At 35.2% G+C, this 20,388-nt stretch carries 11 protein-coding genes and 2 pseudogenes; 11 read left to right on the forward strand and 2 right to left on the reverse strand.

The window, feature by feature from the left end; translation table 11 throughout:
- Positions 1 to 53 precede the first annotated feature (53 nt).
- From HRU49_RS10740 to queG, 4 genes are all read left to right on the forward strand, one after another.
- On the forward strand, positions 54 to 302 hold the full coding sequence (locus tag HRU49_RS10740; RefSeq protein WP_363146670.1) for a hypothetical protein: 249 nt from the start codon (positions 54 to 56) through the stop codon (positions 300 to 302).
- Positions 303 to 329: 27 nt separating this feature from the next.
- Positions 330 to 2,126, forward strand: coding sequence for a cbb3-type cytochrome c oxidase subunit I (locus HRU49_RS10745; protein WP_296357015.1), 1,797 nt, complete (start codon positions 330 to 332; stop codon positions 2,124 to 2,126).
- A gap of 69 nt (positions 2,127 to 2,195) precedes the next feature.
- Complete coding sequence (gene ruvB / locus HRU49_RS10750) at positions 2,196 to 3,218, forward strand: Holliday junction branch migration DNA helicase RuvB (protein ID WP_296357017.1); 1,023 nt, start codon at positions 2,196 to 2,198, stop codon at positions 3,216 to 3,218.
- Positions 3,219 to 3,235: 17 nt separating this feature from the next.
- Positions 3,236 to 4,162 carry a tRNA epoxyqueuosine(34) reductase QueG gene (gene queG, locus HRU49_RS10755; protein WP_296357020.1) on the forward strand — a complete coding sequence of 309 codons (927 nt, stop codon included), beginning with the start codon at positions 3,236 to 3,238 and terminating at the stop codon, positions 4,160 to 4,162.
- On the opposite strand, the gene HRU49_RS10760 is transcribed toward queG, so the two are convergent.
- Complete coding sequence (locus HRU49_RS10760) at positions 4,159 to 6,378, reverse strand: prolyl oligopeptidase family serine peptidase (RefSeq protein WP_296357022.1); 2,220 nt, start codon at positions 6,376 to 6,378, stop codon at positions 4,159 to 4,161. The two genes, queG and HRU49_RS10760, sit on opposite strands and share 4 nt — an antisense overlap.
- A 51-nt stretch (positions 6,379 to 6,429) precedes the next feature.
- Here HRU49_RS10760 and HRU49_RS10765 point away from each other — a divergent pair.
- Positions 6,430 to 6,579: pseudogene (locus tag HRU49_RS10765) on the forward strand (tRNA epoxyqueuosine(34) reductase QueG); the annotation flags it as partial.
- Between the two features lies 1 nt (position 6,580).
- Here HRU49_RS10765 and HRU49_RS10770 read toward each other — a convergent pair.
- The gene (locus HRU49_RS10770; RefSeq protein ID WP_296357024.1) at positions 6,581 to 8,953 is read right to left on the reverse strand and encodes a DUF5686 family protein; all 2,373 of its coding nucleotides are present in this window, start codon (positions 8,951 to 8,953) and stop codon (positions 6,581 to 6,583) included.
- Between the two features lie 102 nt (positions 8,954 to 9,055).
- Here HRU49_RS10770 and HRU49_RS10775 point away from each other — a divergent pair, with 102 nt between their 5' ends.
- From HRU49_RS10775 to HRU49_RS10800, 6 genes and pseudogenes are all read left to right on the forward strand, one after another.
- Positions 9,056 to 11,341, forward strand: a complete 2,286-nt coding sequence (locus HRU49_RS10775) for an NADP-dependent malic enzyme (protein ID WP_296357026.1) — start codon at positions 9,056 to 9,058, stop codon at positions 11,339 to 11,341.
- A gap of 74 nt (positions 11,342 to 11,415) precedes the next feature.
- Positions 11,416 to 11,997 carry a Holliday junction branch migration protein RuvA gene (gene ruvA, locus HRU49_RS10780; RefSeq protein ID WP_296357029.1) on the forward strand — a complete coding sequence of 194 codons (582 nt, stop codon included), beginning with the start codon at positions 11,416 to 11,418 and terminating at the stop codon, positions 11,995 to 11,997.
- Positions 11,997 to 19,304: a cell surface protein SprA gene (sprA, locus tag HRU49_RS10785; protein WP_296357030.1), complete on the forward strand. Its 7,308-nt coding sequence runs from the start codon at positions 11,997 to 11,999 to the stop codon at positions 19,302 to 19,304. The genes ruvA and sprA overlap by 1 nt, the downstream gene beginning before the upstream one ends.
- Before the next feature lie 73 nt (positions 19,305 to 19,377).
- Entirely contained in the window at positions 19,378 to 19,758 is a 381-nt protein-coding gene (gene gcvH / locus HRU49_RS10790; protein WP_296357032.1) for a glycine cleavage system protein GcvH, read from the forward strand.
- A complete protein-coding gene (locus HRU49_RS10795) occupies positions 19,751 to 20,113 on the forward strand; it encodes a VanZ family protein (protein ID WP_296357034.1) in 363 nt (120 codons plus the stop codon). Before gcvH ends, HRU49_RS10795 begins: the two co-directional genes overlap by 8 nt.
- Positions 20,114 to 20,176: 63 nt before the next feature.
- Positions 20,177 to 20,388 (forward strand): annotated as a pseudogene (locus tag HRU49_RS10800) (energy transducer TonB); the annotation flags it as partial.

The raw sequence follows: 20,388 nt of genomic DNA on the forward strand, positions 1-20,388 counted from the left end.
ATAGCGTTTGAAATGCCGTCCAATCTGCAGTAACTAAAAGTGCCGTAAATAAATTGTTAGCTGCATGGAATCCTGATATCATTGAAAAAGTTCAAAATATCAATAATATTAGAAGAGAAAAGCAAGCCGAGATAGAAGAAGCTGGGCAAGAATTAATTTATGAGTTTGATTACCTACTTCTCTGTAATAAGATTTGCGGAAGATCTCACTACAACATGCAAATGAAAATTATTGTTGAAACCCAAGAAGAATACGATGCTTGGATGGAAAAACAGACAACATTTGCAAATTCATTGAATTAGTTAAAAAATTAAGAAAAGGAAAAGAATATGTCAGCAACAGTAGATACACACAGTCACGATGATCACGATGTACATCATCACAAAGAAACTTTTGTAACTAAATACATATTTAGTCAAGATCATAAAATGATTGCGAAGCAGTACTTAATTACTGGTGTAATCATTATGGGTATTATCGGAATTCTAATGTCACTTATGATTAGAATGCAAATTGCATGGCCCGAACAGCCTAATGTAATTTTTGAAGCCTTATTAGGAAAGTGGGCACCAGAAGGAGTTATGGATGCCGATATTTATCTGGCTTTAGTGACTATTCATGGTACCTTAATGGTGTTCTTTGTGCTTACAGCAGGTCTGAGTGGTACGTTCAGTAACTTATTAATTCCATTACAGATAGGTGCACGAGATATGGCTTCAGGATTCCTTAATATGATTTCATATTGGTTATTCTTTTTGTCTTGTGCTGTTATGATAGCATCATTCTTTGTTGAGTTTGGTCCGGCGGCAGCAGGATGGACAATCTATCCTCCGCTATCTGCCTTGCCAATGGCACAACCTGGTTCAGGAGCAGGTATGACCTTATGGTTAGTGTCTATGGCAATATTTATTGCATCGTCTTTGTTAGGATCGCTCAACTACGTTGTAACGGTTCTTAACCTAAGAACTAAGGGGATGTCTATGGTAAGATTACCATTAACAATCTGGGCATTCTTTATTACGGCCGTTATTGGTATTATTTCATTCCCTGTATTATTATCTGCAGCATTATTATTAATAATGGATAGGAGTTTTGGTACATCATTCTTCCTATCAGATATTTTTATACAAGGTGAGGTATTACATTACCAAGGGGGATCTCCAGTATTATTTGAACATTTATTTTGGTTCTTAGGACATCCAGAAGTATATATTGTATTATTACCAGCCTTAGGTATTACCTCTGAAATTATTGCGACAAATTCAAGGAAACCAATTTTTGGTTATCGTGCAATGATATTGTCGATACTAGCTATTGCATTCTTATCGACAATAGTTTGGGGTCACCACATGTTTATTTCAGGTATGAATCCTTTCTTAGGATCCGTATTTACATTTACAACCTTGCTAATTGCAATACCATCTGCGGTAAAGGCCTTTAATTACATTACCACCTTGTGGAAAGGAAATCTACAAATGAATCCTGCAATGCTGTTTTCAATAGGTCTTGTTTCAACCTTCATTACTGGTGGTTTAACAGGTATTATTTTAGGTGATAGTGCATTAGATATTAATGTACATGACACCTATTTTGTTGTGGCGCATTTCCACTTAGTAATGGGCATCTCGGCATTGTATGGTGTGTTTGCAGGGATCTATCACTGGTTCCCTAGAATGTTTGGGCGTATGATGAATAAGAATTTAGGATATTTACACTTTTGGGTAACAGCTATTGGTGCTTATGGAGTATTCTTTCCAATGCACTTTATTGGAATGGCTGGTTTGCCAAGACGTTACTACACCAATTCTAATTTCCCATTATTTGATGATACTATCGATACGCAAGTAGTGATTACAAGTTTTGCATTATTGGCAGGAGCCGTGCAGTTAGTATTTTTGTACAATTTTATATATAGTATATTCTATGGTAAGAAAGCTCCTCAGAATCCGTGGAGATCGAACACATTGGAATGGACTGCACCAGTAGAACATATTCATGGTAACTGGCCAGGTGCTATTCCTCAAGTTTACCGTTGGCCATATGATTACAGTAAGCCAGGGCATGATGACGATTTTGTGCCTCAGAACGTACCAATGAAAGATGGTGAAGAAGAGTTGCATCATTAGATGCTTCATTAATATATTATCAAAAAGCCTTTCTGAAACAGAAAGGCTTTTTCGTTATATTTGTTTACTATGAACGAAAATCTTAATCCTTCAAGTGATCACTTTAGTCCAGAGGAATTGGACGTTGAGAAAAAGTTGCGTCCGCTTACCTTCACTGATTTTACAGGGCAAGATCAAGTTTTGGAAAATTTATTGGTTTTTGTTCAGGCGGCGAATTTGAGAGATGAGGCTTTAGATCATACGCTTTTTCATGGGCCTCCGGGTCTTGGTAAAACAACATTAGCGCATATATTGGCAAATGAATTAGATGTTAATATAAAAGTGACATCAGGACCAGTTTTAGATAAGCCTGGTGATTTGGCCGGTCTATTAACGAATCTCGATGATAGAGATGTCCTTTTTATTGATGAGATTCATCGTTTGAGTCCAATTGTGGAAGAGTATTTATACTCTGCAATGGAAGATTATAAAATTGATATAATGATAGAGTCAGGACCAAATGCCCGGACTGTTCAAATCAATTTAAATCCATTTACATTAGTAGGTGCCACTACACGGTCAGGTCTATTAACTGCACCAATGCGTGCACGATTTGGAATTAGCAGTCGCTTACAGTATTATAAAACAGATCTATTAACCACCATAGTTCAGCGAAGTGCATCCATTTTAAACGTACCAATTTCTATGGAGGCTGCTATTGAAATCGCCGGACGAAGTCGAGGAACACCTAGAATAGCGAATGCATTATTACGTCGAGTAAGAGATTTTGCTCAAATTAAAGGTAATGGTAAGATTGATATTGGTATTGCTAAGTTTGCCTTAGAAGCACTCAATGTTGATGCTCATGGTCTTGATGAAATGGATAATAAGATTCTAACTACCATTATCGATAAATTTAAAGGTGGTCCTGTAGGTATAACTACCTTAGCAACAGCAGTGAGTGAAAGTGCTGAAACTATTGAAGAAGTTTACGAACCATTTTTGATCCAGCAAGGTTTTATAATACGTACCCCTCGTGGTCGTGAAGTTACAGAACAAGCCTATAAACATTTAGGTAAAAATAAAGGACCAACACAAGGAGGTTTGTTTTAATAAGAATTATTATCCTGATGATCGATAATACATCTAAATATACACAACTCATTAAAACCGAAGCAAAACGCCTCGGTTTTTTGTCATGTGGCATTTCTAAAACAGAGTTTTTGGAGGAGGAAGCCCCTCGTTTAGAAGCTTGGCTCAACAGGAATATGCACGGTAAGATGACATATATGGAGAACCATTTCGATAAGCGCCTTAACCCAATATTATTAGTTGAGGGTTCAAAAAGTGTGATTTCTTTATTACTTAATTACTACCCTCAAGACTTCCAAAATGACGAGACCTACAAAATTTCTAAATATGCCTACGGTACAGATTATCACTTTGTAATTAAGGATAAATTAAAATCACTTCTCGCTTATATTCAAGAAGAAATTGGTGATGTTCATGGTCGAGCATTTGTAGATTCTGCGCCGGTCTTGGATAAAGCATGGGCCGCGAAGTCTGGATTAGGATGGATTGGTAAACACTCTAATCTTTTGACCCAGCAAGTTGGGTCTTTTTATTTCATTGCCGAACTAATTGTTGATATCGAATTGGACTATGATGCGCCAGTCACAGATCATTGTGGTACCTGTACTGCATGTATAGATGCCTGTCCAACTGAAGCTATTACAGAACCTTATGTTGTTGATGGTAGTAAATGCATCTCGTATTTTACTATAGAGCTTAAGGATAATATCCCAAATGGGTTTAGAGGTCAATTAGATGATTGGATGTTTGGTTGTGATGTTTGCCAAGACGTCTGTCCTTGGAATCGTTTTTCAAAATCACATAATGAGCCACTATTTAACCCACATCCCGAATTACTATCTATGACCAAAAAAGATTGGGAAGAAATTACGGAAGATACGTTTAGAAAGGTATTTAAAAAATCAGCTGTAAAGCGTACTAAATTTTCTGGGTTAAAGAGGAATATTGGGTTTTTGAAGGATTAATTTTTTTCAATCTCATCTGTTAATTGATAGTCTGGATGCCCTGTTTGCCAAAACACAAAAGAGAATACGTTGCCCCATTCCTCATAAATTGTCTTATCAGAAGTTTGGTTACCTTCATGTCCAGCATTAAAGTCTGCATATAATAAAACAGGTTTTTTTAACTCTGTGGCATTTTGTAAGCGAGCAGCAAATTTACCTGATTCCCATGGAACTACTCTTGGATCATTCATGCCAACGGTTAAATATACAGCCGGGTAGTCAATACTATCTTTAATGTGCAAATAGGGATCCATTTCGATTAAAGCCATTGCTTCTGTTGAATCCTTCATGGTTCCAAACTCTTTAATATTGGATCCTCCACCACCAGGTTGTGTTTCCATACGAATAGGATTAAGCACTCCAACCTCAGAGACTACTGCGGCAAATAATTCTGGCCGTTCTGTCATAGCTCTACCGACCAAAATTCCACCTGCACTACTACTGTATATCGCGGTTTTCTCTCTTGAGGTATATTTTTTAGAAATCATATATTCGACACACGAAATTAAATCCTTCCACGAGTTGGGTTTGGTTGTCTTAAAACCACCCTTACGCCATTCTTCACCTTTCTCATCTCCACCTCTAACATGAGGTATAGCTATAATTCCCCCCTCTTTAATAAATTCTAAAAATAAGGGCGAAAAGAATGGTGTTATACCATCTCCATAAAATCCATAACCATAGAAAAATGTCGTATTGCTACCGTCTAACTTTATATTTTTATTATATATAATCGATAACGGTATTTCTTCACCGTCATGAGATTTTACCAAGACTTCTTCTGCTATCAGATTCTTAAATTCAGGATATTCAACTTTAGAAGATAAGTTGTCTTCTTTGAAATTATTAGTTTTGTAGTCATATTCATAGCGATCATTTGAAGACACCCAACCTCTTAGCGATACCCAGATATCGTCTTGGTATGCCGATTTAGATGATAAGGTAATTCTACCAGATTTTTTAGGTGTAGTTAGTTTTTCAATTTTACCATTTATAATTTTATATAAGTTGGCTTCTATACCATATTTAGTTGTCGTAACATAAATGGCATTTTTATTTACTTTATATGATTGAATAACCTCATCGTCTTTTGCAGGGAATAGTATAGAAGGACTGTCAAAATTTAAGCTATCCATATTAATACAAGCCAATTCATAATTCGATGAATTTTTACTCGTTAGATAATAATAGGTATTACCAACAACTAAACCCTTATTTGTTTTAATCTTTTGCCCTTTATTATAAAACGGTTTCCAAATAAGATTGCCATTTTGAATATCTTCAATTTTTGCATAATACGCATCCCAATAAGTATCTACACCCGAAATATAAGAGACCATATATTTTTCATGTTGAGAATCAATATCTGGACAAGGGTGCTCTGAGCTAGAGATATTAAACTGAGGGTGAGTTTTATTACCAAAAATAAAATTTAGATGATTTGAGTCTTGCCCTAAATTATAAAGTACCGCTTGGTTATTCCTTCTAAAATCTGGGTCTTCAGAATTTGGATGTGGAAAATATAGATATGTAAAACCACTATTATCGGGCAGCCACTTTACTCCAAAAAAAGCAGAAGGCCAAGCATTATCTAAAATGACAGGTAGTTGTTCCTTAGATTTGGTATTAATTATTATCATTTCTGAAACCTCTTTACCAGAATGACTTAAAGACACAACAATGTAGTTATCGTCCCAACTGGGTCTTATATAATTAATGTTATAATCATTACCTGAACTTGATTTAAAAACTCTTGGATCATACAATAATGTTTCATTATCCCAATCAGTAGTATTTGTATACAATTTGTAATAAGATTCTTCTACGTTCTTCTTTAAATAAAATCGTTGGTTTTGTTCCGATAATATATGACTCCTTATATTGTATGAGCTCCTATTATCAATTTCATAGCTGTTTTCAATAAGGGAGTCTCTGTTGTTAATCTTATTTAAAAATGATTGAGCATACTTGGTCTGATCTCTATACCAATTTAAAACAGATGAGTCTTGGGTACTTTCAATATTTCTAAATGGGTCGTTTACAAATTTTCCGAAAATAGTATCTGTAACTGATACTCCTTCAATCTTGGGTGGATTGTACGAAATGGCATCTTTTCTCCCGTTTTGGCAACTAATTAGTACAAAGCAAGCAAGTAAAAATTTAAATAATGTTTTCATGATCCAAAGTTATTAAAAATAAAAGGTGGCTTAGAATTGCCACCCTTTTAGTTTAATCCTAATCCAGAACCTTTGTCCATGAGTAAAAAAGATTGGGAAGAAACAACAGAAGATACCTTCAGAAAAGTGTTTAAAAAATCAGCTGTAAAGCGTACTAAATTTTCTGGGTTAAAGAGGAATATTGGGTTTTTAAAAAAGTAGATTACTTAAATGTAAATCCCAGTGAAAACTTTAAAGCAAAATCATCATTAAAATTACCTAAGTTATGATAGCCATACCTATAAAAGCCCCCAACCCCTAGTCCTAAATATCCAAAATCCATAAAGTCTATACGATAAAGATTTTTTAGCTCTAGTCCTGTTTCTAGGAATAACTCTTCTTTGGTAGAAAAATCAATTTGTTGATGATGTTCAGGATTTATAAGACTGCCAATTCCAAAATTATTATGGAGTACTACATCAGGTTGTATATTGCCTTTATTATTAAATAATCTTCCAAAATTATGGACTGTAAATAAATGAGCATATTTATTTGATATAAACTCATAAGGCTTTACTGTTTGGAAATAATTCCTAATAACAAAAGGAATTTTTCTATCAAGCGAACCTTCACCTGTAAACATTAAACCAATCGGTAATGAATTGTCTATATAACCGAGATCCAATCGATATGTTGTTTTTCCTAATGCTCTGGTTCTAAAACTGTGATCTAAAGTAAATCGAAGTTTGTTATATGAAAAATCTCCCGCTAAGGCGCCTTTTAGACCACGAGAATACAATAGGTTAAACACAGGCGCATCATTAGGTATTCTATAAATTAGTCCAAAGTTATTGAGTAATTCTTCATTGACGTGATACCCTATACCTATGTTTAATTCTGTATTAGTGTAGTCTCTGAGCGCTGTTGCGTTGTTTAAATATGTATAATCATACAATGGAGTTACATCAGCGGTATTTAAACCAATTGTCCAATTAAAATTTCTCCATATTTTCATTTTAGTTTGTATTCCAAATAATTCTATGCCGTCCATTTGATTGGCCATCCAATTGCGTGGAGATAGCGTGTTAAAAAATCGATTATCTGAAGGAACTCCTGTCTCACGTAAGTCATTCGTGTAGTTTAGATTTAAGGTAATATCTTTTTGTCCTGGGAATTCAACAAGTAAATCTCCTCCATATTTCCATACCTTATCTCCAAAACCATAACCTGCATATGCACCAAAGGAAATGTGTTTAAGTAGATCATCATTTGTATAAAAACCAAGTCCAAATCTAGGTCCTTCATATTCATTTACGCTTACGATTTTGGTGAGGTCTAAATCAACGTACTTAAAAGGATATCTCCCTTTTAATAAACTAGGCAAAAGATCAAAAGTTCTATCTAAATTAACTTTTTCTCCAATACTATCAATAAAAACATATGTCCGTTGTTCTTGCTTATTTAAGGAGTATCTTCGATTTAGCTTCCAGAAGCCTTCGTCTTTTAAACCTGCGGTTTCAGGAAGGGTAATCGAGACAAAAGGAAAGTCTTTTTTAGTTAATGGAGCATTAGGTTGAATTTTAGATAAATAACTTTTACCTATATACGTCATATTCCCAAGTCCTTGTCCTATAGTTATTTGAAAATTTAACTGTTCAGGAAACCATTGCGTATTATTGAGTAAGGTATACTTTTGTTGAATGGTTATATCGAGTTTACCCGAATTGAAAGTTGTAGCATCCACACTTTGAACAGCGTAGTTGTTAGAATTAATTTTAAGTAATCCTTTAAGACCTTCAAAATTACGGTTGGCTTTAGGTTCAAAAGAAATCACAAAAATTGTATCCTTTCCTTGCAGATAGTTTTCTTTAAGTCTGAATTTATATTTACGTGTACTTCCCTTAGATATTGGATTAAGAAAATTAATATCAAATAGATTTATATAATCTTCGTAAAATGAAAATGGTTGGAAGCTATTTGCCAATAATGCAAATTTTGGGTTTTTAAGCCCTGAAGATTTAGTAGCAATGATACTATCTTCTGAAAATCGTGGATACAAGTACTTGTGTTTGGCTATGGTCTCTGTTATAAATAGGTGAGAACCTTTCATAACACTATCAAGGCGTTCTCTAAGGGTGTCTCGTTTGGTTGTGTTATTTGATTTTCCTAAGGTTAATACTATTTTATCATACGATTCATAAGTGAAGGAGTTAAGACTTTCAGGATTGTTTTTTCTTTTATTTAAAACCGCATTTCTAATGATGCGATGTGCTGGATTTTCTCCATTGATAACCACTTCATCTAATTCACTAACTTGAGGTTTTAGTTTTATTATATTAGAATCTACTTGGCTAAGAGATAATTCCATTGTCTCATAGCCTACATAGCTAATTATCATAGTTTCAATAGCAGAAGGAACATAAAACACACCATCAATATCGGTAGAGGTGCCTTTGTAATTTGTTTTACTAAATAATACATTAGCAAATGGTATAACCTGTTCTGTATCTGCATTAATTAAAATAAATGTTCTCGAATTTTGTGCGTAAGCGGCTAAACCGAAGGATAGAAAGAAAATTATGAGAAATTTCTTCATTGAGAATTTGTTTGTAAACTAATAACGAAGAATTGCCTGATAAAATTGTTAATAGAATCAAAATTCAATATTCGTATCTTTACGTCTTAATCCATTAAGATTATGAGTAAACAAAGCAAGCGAATAGAAGCTTTAATATATCACGCTAAACCGACACCAGGTAAAATCAAAGTAGTTCCTACAAAGCGATATGCCTCGCAACGAGATTTATCTTTGGCCTATTCCCCAGGTGTCGCAGAACCATGTTTAGAAATAGACAAAGACACTTCTAATGTCTATAAATACACAGCAAAAGGAAATTTAGTTGCTGTTATTTCTAATGGAACAGCGGTTTTAGGTTTAGGAAATATAGGCCCTGAAGCTTCGAAACCTGTAATGGAAGGAAAAGGTTTGCTTTTCAAAATCTTTGCTGATATTGATGTTTTTGATATTGAAGTAAATACTGAAAATGTTGATGAGTTTATCGAGACCGTTAAAAATATAGCTCCAACTTTTGGTGGCATTAATTTGGAAGATATTAAGGCGCCAGAGGCTTTTGAAATTGAACGACGTCTTAAAGAGGAACTAGATATTCCAGTAATGCATGACGATCAGCATGGAACTGCCATAATTTCTGCTGCTGCTTTATTGAACGCTTTAGAATTAGCAGAAAAAAGGATTGAGGATATTAAAATCGTCGTAAGTGGTGCTGGTGCAGCAGCAATATCCTGTACGCGATTATATAAATCTTGTGGTGCAAAGGAGGAAAATATAGTAATGCTAGACAGTAAAGGTGTTATTAGAAAAGACCGAGAGCATCTTACTTCACAAAAAGCTGAATTTGCTACTGCGAGGAAAATAGATACCTTAGAAGAAGCTATGGTAGATGCAGATGTGTTTATTGGATTATCTATGGCAGATATTGTTACTCAAGAAATGCTGAAGTCTATGGCTAAAAATCCCATCGTTTTTGCCATGGCCAACCCAGATCCAGAGATCAATTACGATTTAGCCGTTTCAACTAGAGATGATATTATTATGGCAACTGGTCGAAGTGATCATCCTAATCAGGTAAATAATGTCCTTGGTTTTCCTTTTATTTTCAGAGGTGCTCTCGATGTAAGAGCAACTAAAATAAATGAGGAAATGAAGATGGCTGCAGTTATAGCATTGTCCAAATTAGCGAAGGAACCTGTTCCTGAACAAGTCAATATTGCTTATGCTGAAACACGTTTAACATTTGGTCGAGATTATATAATTCCCAAGCCCTTTGACCCTAGATTAATTGCAGAGGTTCCGCCCGCAGTCGCAAAAGCAGCTATGGAAAGTGGAGTTGCCCAAGAACCAATCGAAGATTGGGATCGTTACAAGGACCAACTCAGAGAACGTTTAGGATCTGATAATAAATTAATTCGTTTGCTAACCAATAAGGCAAGAAGGCAACCTAAGCGCGTTGTATTTGCAGAGGCCGATCAATTAGACGTTTTAAAGGCAGCCCAAATCGTTTATGATGAGGGTATTGCAATACCTATCTTGTTAGGGCGAAAAGATACCATTCAGGATTTGATGAGAGAGATTAATTTTGATGTAGAACTTGAAATAATTGATCCTAAATCTGATGAAGAGTTAGAACGTAAAAATAATTATGCCCAGGCCTATTGGAAGCAGAAAAAACGAAAAGGGGTAACAAAGTATGCTGCTCAGAAGATTATGCGAGAGCGAAATTATTTTGCGGCAATGATGGTTAATGAGGGAGATGCTGATGCGCTGATTTCGGGTTATACTACAAGTTATCCAAAGGTTGTTAAACCAATGTTAGAACTTATTGGTAAGGCAAAAGGTGTTACTAGGGTGGCTACTACAAATATCATGATGACCAGGAGAGGTCCGCTGTTTTTGAGTGATACAGCTATTAATATTAACCCAAGTGCTGATGATTTGGCCAAAATTGCCATAATGACTTCAAAAGTGGTTAAGATGCTTGGGATTGAACCCGCCATAGCAATGACTTCGTATTCAAATTTTGGTTCATCGGATAATCCTAGTTCTAAAAAGGTTAGAGAAGCTGTTAAGTACTTGCATGAAACTTATCCGGAAATGATTGTCGATGGGGAGCTGCAAATTGATTTTGCCTTAAACTCAAAAATGCTTCAGGATATTTTTCCATTTTCAAAATTAGCAGGTCGAAAAGTAAATACTCTAATTTTTCCGAACCTAGATGCAGCCAATATTACCTATAAGCTTCTAAAAGAACTGAATAAGGCGGAGTCTATTGGTCCTATAATGATAGGAATGAACAAACCTGTTCATATTCTTCAATTAGGTGCCAGTGTCGATGAGATTGTTAATATGGTTACTGTTGCCGTTGTTGACGCTCAGGAGCGAGAAAAGAGACTTCAAAAAAGCTAACCCTATCAACACATACCTTGGCTTTATAATGTAAATAATTTTATTACATTTGGGTTTCTAACTATTCGTAATACATGATTACTCACTTAGAGGGGAGACTTGTTGAAAAAAATCCTACAGATGTTGTTATAGATTGTAATGGAGTTGGGTATTTTATTAATATTTCCCTTCATACATTTTCTCAAATTCCAGATAGGGAAAATCTCAAGTTATATACATATTTACAGGTCAGGGAAGACGCTCACAGTCTGTATGGATTTTCTTCAAAAACTGAACGCGATATTTTTAAACTTCTAATTTCCGTAAGTGGTATTGGTGCCAATACAGCTAGGACAATGTTGTCGTCTTTAACACCAGAGCAAGTTAAGGACGGGATTGCAAGTGGTGATGTCGCTTTAATTCAGAGCGTTAAAGGAATTGGGGCTAAAACTGCTCAGCGTGTGATCATTGATTTAAAGGATAAAGTGTTAAAAGTATATGGTATAGAAGAACTTTCTTTAATACCGAACAATACTAATAAAGAGGAAGCGTTATCTGCTTTAGACGTTTTAGGATTTAACAAAAAGCAATCAGAAAAGGTAATAGATAGAATTTTAAAAGATCAGCCCGATGCGGAAGTGGAGCAAATAATAAAAGAAGCTCTGAAAAACTTGTAATGCAATTGAATAAAACTAACTATAATCAATTAAAATCTGCAGTCTATTATATATCATTAGCATTAATGATGCTAATGAATATTTCAGTATTTGCGCAGGAAAATGAAACTGAGCAAGATTCTACTAAAACCACATTTGCATTAGGTAAATTAAATATGCCTAATCCAAATAGTATAGTTTCTAAATACACATATGATCCAATTTTAGATCGTTATATCTATACTGAAAAGATAGGTGACTTTAATATTAATTATCCATTAATTCTCACTCCAGCTGAATTTCAAAAGTTGGTGCTTCAAGAAAAACTAAAGGACTATTATAAACGAATGGCAGATGCTGCTGCTGGTCAAAAAGAAGGAGCTGAAGAGGATCAGAAAAATCTATTGCCAGAATTTTATGTTAATTCGGGATTGTTTGAAACTATTTTCGGGGGTAATACCATAAGTGTAATTCCTAGCGGTTATGCCGAAGTAGATTTAGGAGTTTTATTTTCTAGACAAGACAATCCAGCGTTTTCTCCAAGGAACAGAACTAATTTTACATTTGATTTTGATCAGAGAATTGGACTTAGTTTACTGGGTAAAGTAGGAACCAGACTTCAGGTTACAGCCAATTATGATACGGAAGCAACTTTCGATTTTCAGCAACTGATAAAATTAGAATATACTCCAACAGAGGATGATATTGTTAGAAAAATTGAAGTAGGTAATGTAAATATGCCTTTAAACAGCTCGCTTATCACGGGTGCACAAAGTTTATTCGGTGTTAAGACAGAGCTACAATTTGGGAAAACTCGAGTCACTGCAGTTTTCTCTGAACAGCAATCTCAATCAAGATCTGTTGTTGCGCAAGGTGGTGGAACCCTAGAAGAGTTTGAGTTCTTTGCAAGAGATTATGATGAAAACAGGCATTACTTCCTTTCACACTATTTTAGAGATAACTACGACAAAGCATTATTACAATATCCATTTATTGATAATCAAGGTTTGCAAATCACAAGAGTTGAGGTTTGGGTAACCAACAGAAATAATCAGACAGACAATGTTAGAAATGTTGTTGCCTTTCAAGATTTAGGCGAATCTGAAGCAGAAAATATAGGTTTACAACCTCTACCTCCTGGCTTTGTTAATAACCCAGGTGCACTTCCAGACAATGAGAATAATGATTTTGACCCAACAAATATTGGTGGTGCTGGTTCATTACTCACGGAGGCTGTAAGAGATATTACTAACGTTGAAGCTGGTGTTTTAGTTAGTGTTAATGAGGGGTTTGATTATGGTAAACTTGAGGCAGCACGTAAACTCCAAGAAGGGCAAGATTATGTCTTGAATACAAGATTAGGATATATTTCTTTAAACCAAAGACTACTTAATGATGAGGTTCTGGCGGTTGCGTTCCAGTATACGAGGGGAGGCGAGGTATTTCAAGTAGGTGAGTTTGCAAATGATGGTGTTGATGCTACTGATGTAAGTCAAGGTACAAATGGAGGCGAAGTCATTAATAATCAGAGTTTGGTCTTAAAAATGTTGAAAAGTGCTGTAACCGCTGTAGACCAGCCAATTTGGGACTTAATGATGAAAAATATTTATGATACTGGTGCATTTCAACTAAGTCAAGAAGATTTTAGATTAAATATATTTTATACCGAAGCGTCACCAGTCAATTATATAAGACCTGTTGAAGGTACTACGTTTCCACCCTTTGATAATAACACACCATTCACCAGTGATGATACTGAAATTAATGAAACGCCATTAATTAGACTATTCCATTTGGATCGGTTAAATTTTAATAATGATCCGCAGGAAGGTGGTGATGGGTTCTTTGATTATGTCTCTAACCCAAGTATTACAGTAATTCCTCAAAATGGGAAAATTGTCTTTACAAAGATCGAGCCCTTTGGACGTTACTTATTTGACGTTCTGGATGACGACGGCAATCCAAATAATAATGATGCGGACTATGAATTAGATACTTACACAAATGAGAATCAGGAAAAGTATGTATATGATTTGCTCTATAAGTCTACTAAAACTCAGGCTTTAGATGAAGCAGAAAAGAATAAGTTCCAGATTAAAGGACGATTTAAGAGTAGTGGTGGTGATGGTGGAATTCCAATTGGTGCATTTAATGTGCCTCGAGGTTCAGTAAGAGTAACTGCAGGAGGTCGTCTTTTAGTAGAAGGTATTGATTATACCGTAAATTATCAGCTTGGTCGTGTTGAAATATTAGATGAAGCATTGAAAGCCTCTAATACTCCAATTAATGTTTCTGTAGAAAATAACGCAGTTTTCGGTCAACAAACAAGACGATTTACAGGCATTAATATTGAGCATCAGTTTAATGAAAATTTTGTCTTAGGAGCAACACTCTTAAATTTAAACGAGCGTCCCATTACGCAGAAGGCAAATTTTAATTCAGAGCCCATTAACAATACCATTTTTGGATTTAATGGTAACTATTCAACTGAAGTTCCTTTCTTAACGCGCTTAGTCAATAAACTTCCTAATGTTGATACGGACGTTCCATCTAATTTATCGGTTAGAGGTGAGTTTGCATACTTATTACCTGGTGCACCAAATGGGACTGATTTTAATGGTGAAGCGACCGCCTATATTGATGATTTTGAAGGAACCCAGGGCGCTATAGATTTGTTGAGCCCACTATCTTGGTTCTTATCGAGTAGACCTAAAGATTTAAATGGAGATGGTGCTGATGATCCAGAAGACGGAGCTGGAATTGAAAATGGTTATGATCGAGCTTTCTTAAACTGGTATACTATCGATCCAATTTTTTATAGTACACAAAGACCAGGTGGAATTTCTGATGATGATGTGTCTAATCTTTATACAAGACGCGTATTTATTGAAGAAATTTTCCCTGAAGTTGATATTGTCCAGGGTCAGACCTCAGTGATTAACACCTTAGATCTAGCCTATTACCCAACAGAACGTGGACCCTATAACTTTGATCCAGCTGCTGCTAATGATGCCCCTTTAAATCCAAATGATTCTTGGGCAGGGATTACAAGGCAAATCACCTCGACGGATTTTGAGCAGGCCAATGTCGAATATATAGAGTTTTGGCTTCAAGATCCATTTTTAGATAATCCAGCTAGCACAGGTGGTAAGTTGACTATTAATCTTGGTAATATTTCTGAAGATGTCTTAAAAGATGGAAATAAACAATACGAAAACGGATTACCAGAAGATGGCGATGTGTCATTATTAAATCCAACTGTTTTCGGTGGTGTTGTACCACAGAATCAGTCTTTAATATACACCTTTGCAACCACAGGTCAAGAACGAACAAATCAAGATGTTGGTTATGATGGTTATGATGATACTGAAGAGCTAGCTGCTTTTGGTACTCAATTTGGTGATGACCCCTCTAATGACAATTACACCTATTACCTTAATACAGAAGGTGATATTTTTGAGCGTTATAAGCAATATAACGGACTTCAAGGAAATACTCCTGATGTATTTACAGATACAAATAGAGGATCTACTACACAACCTGATGTAGAAGATATCAACCGCGATAATACAATGAATACTATCGATAGTTATTTTGAGTACGAGGTTGAAATGAATCCGACCAACCTAAACATTAATAACCCGCAGATTAATGATGTTAAGGTGAGAACAGTAACCTTGCCTAATGGTGATCAGAGAGAAGTGTCTTGGTATCAGTTTAGATTACCAATTAATGAAGAGACAAGAAGAGTTGGCGGTATTACCGATATTAGATCAGTGCGTTTTGCGCGTTTATATTTAAGAGACTTTACAGAAAATACAGTGTTACGTTTCGCAACTTTGGATTTAGTGCGTAGTGATTGGCGGCGCTATACATTAGATTTGGATAACGATCCAACGAATAATAGTGCAGATGCGGAATTTAATGTGGCAATAGTTGGTGTTCAAGAAAATGATGGTGATTATGTAATTCCTCCAGGAGTAAGACGTGAGGAATTAAATAACAATAACAATATTATAAGACAAAACGAACAATCTCTAGTACTTCAGGCCTGTGATTTAGAACCAACGGATTCTCGAGGTGTATTTAAAAACATTAATGTAGATATGCGTCAGTATAGAAACCTTCGTATGTTTTTACATGCTGAAGCGCAAGATGGTTCTACGTTACAGCCAGGAGAGATGGTTGGGTTTATTAGAATGGGTAATGATTTTACTCAAAATTTTTATCAGATAGAAGTGCCATTGTTACCTACGGATTTTGCTAATGAGGGGTCAATAGAAGAACAAGTTTGGCCATCAGTCAATGAAATCAATTTACCACTTGCATTCTTACAAAAGATTAAGGCACTAGGAATTGAAACAGGTACTTTAACCAATGCTGATCCAACCTTCTACAATGTTATTGATGGAGAACTAAACGAAACTCCTTTAGCAAATGGGGATGTGCCATTTGATGATGTTATAAATAATGGTACGAGACAGCAACGTATTGCAGTAAAAGGAAATCCAAATTTTGGGGCGATAAGGGTGTTGATGGTAGGTGTTAAGAATTCTGGCAATACTAGTATGAATGCTTGTGGTGAAGTATGGTTTAATGAATTACGCATGTCTGAGCTAGAGAACCAAGGGGGTTGGGCAACCGTTGTAAGTATGGATTCTAATATTGCTGATTTTGCAGACATCAGTGCTACTGGTAGACGCAGTACAATTGGTTTTGGTGCTATTAATCAAGGTCCAAATGAAAGAAGCTTAGAAGACGTTCAACAGTATGATGTTGTTACAAATATTCAGTTAGGACAATTATTGCCTAAAAAGTGGGGGGTTCAAATTCCATTTAATTACGCTCAGAGTGAAGAATTGGTAACTCCAAAATTCGATCAATTTTATAACGATTTAACCCTAGAGTCAAGATTGGACGCAGCTCAAAATGCGGAAGATGAAGAAAGAATTAGACGGCAATCAGAGGATTATACGAAACGAAAGAGCATCAATTTTATTGGAGTTAGAAAACAGAGAACAACTGATAAAAAGAAGCGTTTTTATGATGTTGAAAATTTAACCTTTAATTATTCCTATAATAAAGTAGAGCATCGTGATTTTGAAATTGAAAATGCACTAGATCAAAATGTAAGAGCAGGAGTAAATTATAACTATGTGTTTAATCCAATTAAGGTAGAACCGTTCAAAAAGAATGATTCCTTATTTACAGGGAAGTATTGGAAAATTTTAAAGGATTTTAATTTTAATCTTTTACCAACAAGTTTATCCATAAATACAGACATTAACCGACAGTTTAGCAAGCAAAAGTTTAGAGAGGTAGAACTTGGTGGTGATAATATTGGTATCGAAGAATTATTTAGACGTAACTACACTTTCGATTTTCAGTATGTGATTAATTACAATCTAACAGATGCCTTAAGTCTAAACTTCACTGCGGCCAATAGCAACATTGTAAGAAACTATTTTATAGATGACCGAATTAACGGTAGACAAGATCCAGAGCTTAATGTTTGGGATGGCTTCTTTGATGTTGGTGATCCAAACATTCAAACCCAACAATTACAGCTCAATTATGAATTGCCGTTGTATAAGATTCCAGCTTTAAGCTTCTTGAGAGCAACCTATGCGTATAACGGTACCTTTCAATGGCAAAAGGGTTCTGATCTTAATGAAGGTTTAGAAATAGAAGATCCAGATAATCCAGGAACCTTTAACACGTTCAATTTAGGACATTCGATTCAGAATTCGAACACGCATAATCTTAACTCGACCTTAAATATGGAGACATTTTACAAGTCCATAGGTCTTGTACGAAAGGGGAGACAACGCGGTCGAGGACGCACAAGAACGTCAGCTCCTAGAACGAGAAGAGCAACTCCGGATGCAAAAACAGTTAATAATAATCAAAACAATGATCCAAATAAATTAAGCGCAGGTAAAAAAGCCTATAATACCTTAATTGATATTGTAACTATGGTTAAGCGTATTCAATTTGGATATACTGAAAATAATGGTACCTTCTTGCCCGGATACTTACCAACTCCTGGCTTTATAGGCACGTTGCGACCAACGTTGGGATACACTTTCGGAAGTCAAAAAGATATTAGGCAATTGGCTGCAAGAAACGGTTATTTAACAACATTCCAAGATTTTAATCAGCAGTACACAGAGGTTACGAACAAAACATTAGATTATTCTATTAACGTAGAACCAATGCGTGATCTAAAGATCGATTTAATTGGTAATAGAACATTTGCAGAAAATCTTACAGAAAATTACCGTGTTGATGAAAACTCTAACTATGTGTCTTTAACACCAAACACCTTTGGAAACTTCAATATTTCAACGTCCTTAATTAGAACGGCTTTTAGCAAGAGTGATGAAAATCAGTCGGCAGCATTTGATGATTTTAGAGCTAATAGATTAATTGTTGCAAATCGATTAGCAAGAGCAGCAGGTATTGATATTACTGATCCTGCAAACTTAGATTCAGAAGGTTATCCTTTAGGGTTTGGTAAAAATAGTCAACGTGTACTGCTTCCTGCATTTTTATCTGCATACCAAGGTGGTGATCCGGATAAAATTTCTACAGGTGCATTTAGAGATGTGCCAATTCCAAATTGGACTATTAAGTATACAGGTTTAATGAGAATTCCATGGTTTAAAAAGACCTTCAGACGTTTCTCAATTCAGCATGGTTACAGATCAAGATACACCATAAATCAATTTAGAACTAATTTAGATTACGTGGCACCAGATTTTGATTTTTCAGCTACAGCACCTCAAAATGCTGATGCAGTGGATCAGGCTGGTAATTTCAAAAATGAAACCTTATATAGTAATATTAATTTAGAAGAGCAGTTTAGTCCTTTAATTCGACTTGAGTTTGAGATGAAAAACTCGATTAAGGTATTGGCTGAGGTTAAAACAGACAGATTATTGTCTTTGAGTTTTGATAATAATCTTATGACTGAAATTCAAGGTGAAGAGTATACACTCGGTTTAGGCTATCGTATAAAAGATTTACGAATAAGATCGGCATTAGCAGGATCTAAACAGGTTATTAAGAGTGATTTAAATATGCGTGCAGATATCTCTGTAAGAGATAATAAAACGATAATAAGATACTTAGATCTAGAAAATAATCAAGTCACTGCAGGTCAAACTATTTGGGGAGGAAAATTTACCGCAGACTATGCATTTAGCAAAAACCTTACTGCTATTTTCTATTTTGACTATACGTTCTCAGATTTTGCAATTTCTACATCTTTCCCGCAAACATCATTAAGAAGTGGTATAACACTGCGTTATAATTTTGGTAATTAATTTTCGATTTACTTTTTGAAAAGCAGCGATTAAAAAATTACTTTTGTTGTATTAATACTTTATCTCAATTAAAATGAATATACCATCAGAATTAAAGTACACTAAAGATCACGAATGGATTAAAATTGAAGGTGATGTTGCAACTGTAGGCATTACAGATTTTGCACAAAGTGAGTTAGGTGATATAGTGTATGTTGAAGTAGATACATTAGATGAAACTTTAGACGCCGAAGAAGTTTTCGGAACAGTTGAAGCGGTTAAAACTGTTTCAGATTTATTTTTACCACTTTCTGGTGAGATTGTTGAGTTCAACGAAAATCTAGAAGATGAGCCAGAGAAGGTAAATACTGATCCTTATGGTGATGGTTGGATGATTAAATTAAAAATATCTGATGCTTCAGAAGTTGACAACCTTCTATCTGCGGACGATTATAAAGCTCTAATCAGTGCTTAAAAAGCTGCTTTTACCAGCAGCGCTAGTTTACACATTAGCACTAGTTCTTGTAAGTTTAATCAATTTGCATGGTGTGCCTAGTCTAGGATCATCCTTTGATGATAAGATTTATCATTTTTTAGCTTACTCTCTTTTAGCTGGACTCTGGATTACTCATTATAAATCTGTAAAGAAAAGGTATACCTTACATTTGGTTTTCAGTGCACTATTACTCTTTGGAATTTTATTGGAATCCGTTCAGCATCAGCTTAATCCTAATCGAACATTTGACCCCTATGATATGTTAGCCAATTGTATTGGTATTGTTGTTGGCACACTAATTGCAGCAAGATTCAGTGTAATAAAGTTAAAATAACACCAAGTTTTGCTTTTTTGGCTATTATTTAGTTAAATTAGCATCACTATAAAAGACAGTACTATGGAACCTAAAAAGAATCCAAAATCAGATGTAAGTCGCAACAGTGCGTTGTACTTTGCGGTAGGTCTTGCTTTAATGCTTGCGTTAACCTACATGACTATAAATTACAAGACTTACGAGAAGAGTGATATTGCGATTGACACCCTTAATTTAGATGATGAATTAGATGAGGAAATCCCAATTACAGAACAAATTGTAACGCCCCCACCACC

The sequence above is a fragment of the Winogradskyella sp. genome (genome assembly GCF_013213975.1).
Lineage (GTDB): Bacteria > Bacteroidota > Bacteroidia > Flavobacteriales > Flavobacteriaceae > Winogradskyella.

Bases quoted from the DNA above. Each gene is read 5' to 3' on its own strand.
- HRU49_RS10775 (WP_296357026.1), top strand. From the start codon at position 9,056: ATGAGTAAACAAAGCAAGCGAATAGAAGCTTTAATATATCACGCTAAA.
- HRU49_RS10760 (WP_296357022.1), bottom strand. From the start codon at position 6,378: ATGAAAACATTATTTAAATTTTTACTTGCTTGCTTTGTACTAATTAGT.
- ruvB (WP_296357017.1), top strand. From the start codon at position 2,196: ATGAACGAAAATCTTAATCCTTCAAGTGATCACTTTAGTCCAGAGGAA.
- HRU49_RS10745 (WP_296357015.1), top strand. From the start codon at position 330: ATGTCAGCAACAGTAGATACACACAGTCACGATGATCACGATGTACAT.
- ruvA (WP_296357029.1), top strand. From the start codon at position 11,416: ATGATTACTCACTTAGAGGGGAGACTTGTTGAAAAAAATCCTACAGAT.
- HRU49_RS10770 (WP_296357024.1), bottom strand. From the start codon at position 8,953: ATGAAGAAATTTCTCATAATTTTCTTTCTATCCTTCGGTTTAGCCGCT.
- gcvH (WP_296357032.1), top strand. From the start codon at position 19,378: ATGAATATACCATCAGAATTAAAGTACACTAAAGATCACGAATGGATT.
- sprA (WP_296357030.1), top strand. From the start codon at position 11,997: ATGCAATTGAATAAAACTAACTATAATCAATTAAAATCTGCAGTCTAT.
- queG (WP_296357020.1), top strand. From the start codon at position 3,236: ATGATCGATAATACATCTAAATATACACAACTCATTAAAACCGAAGCA.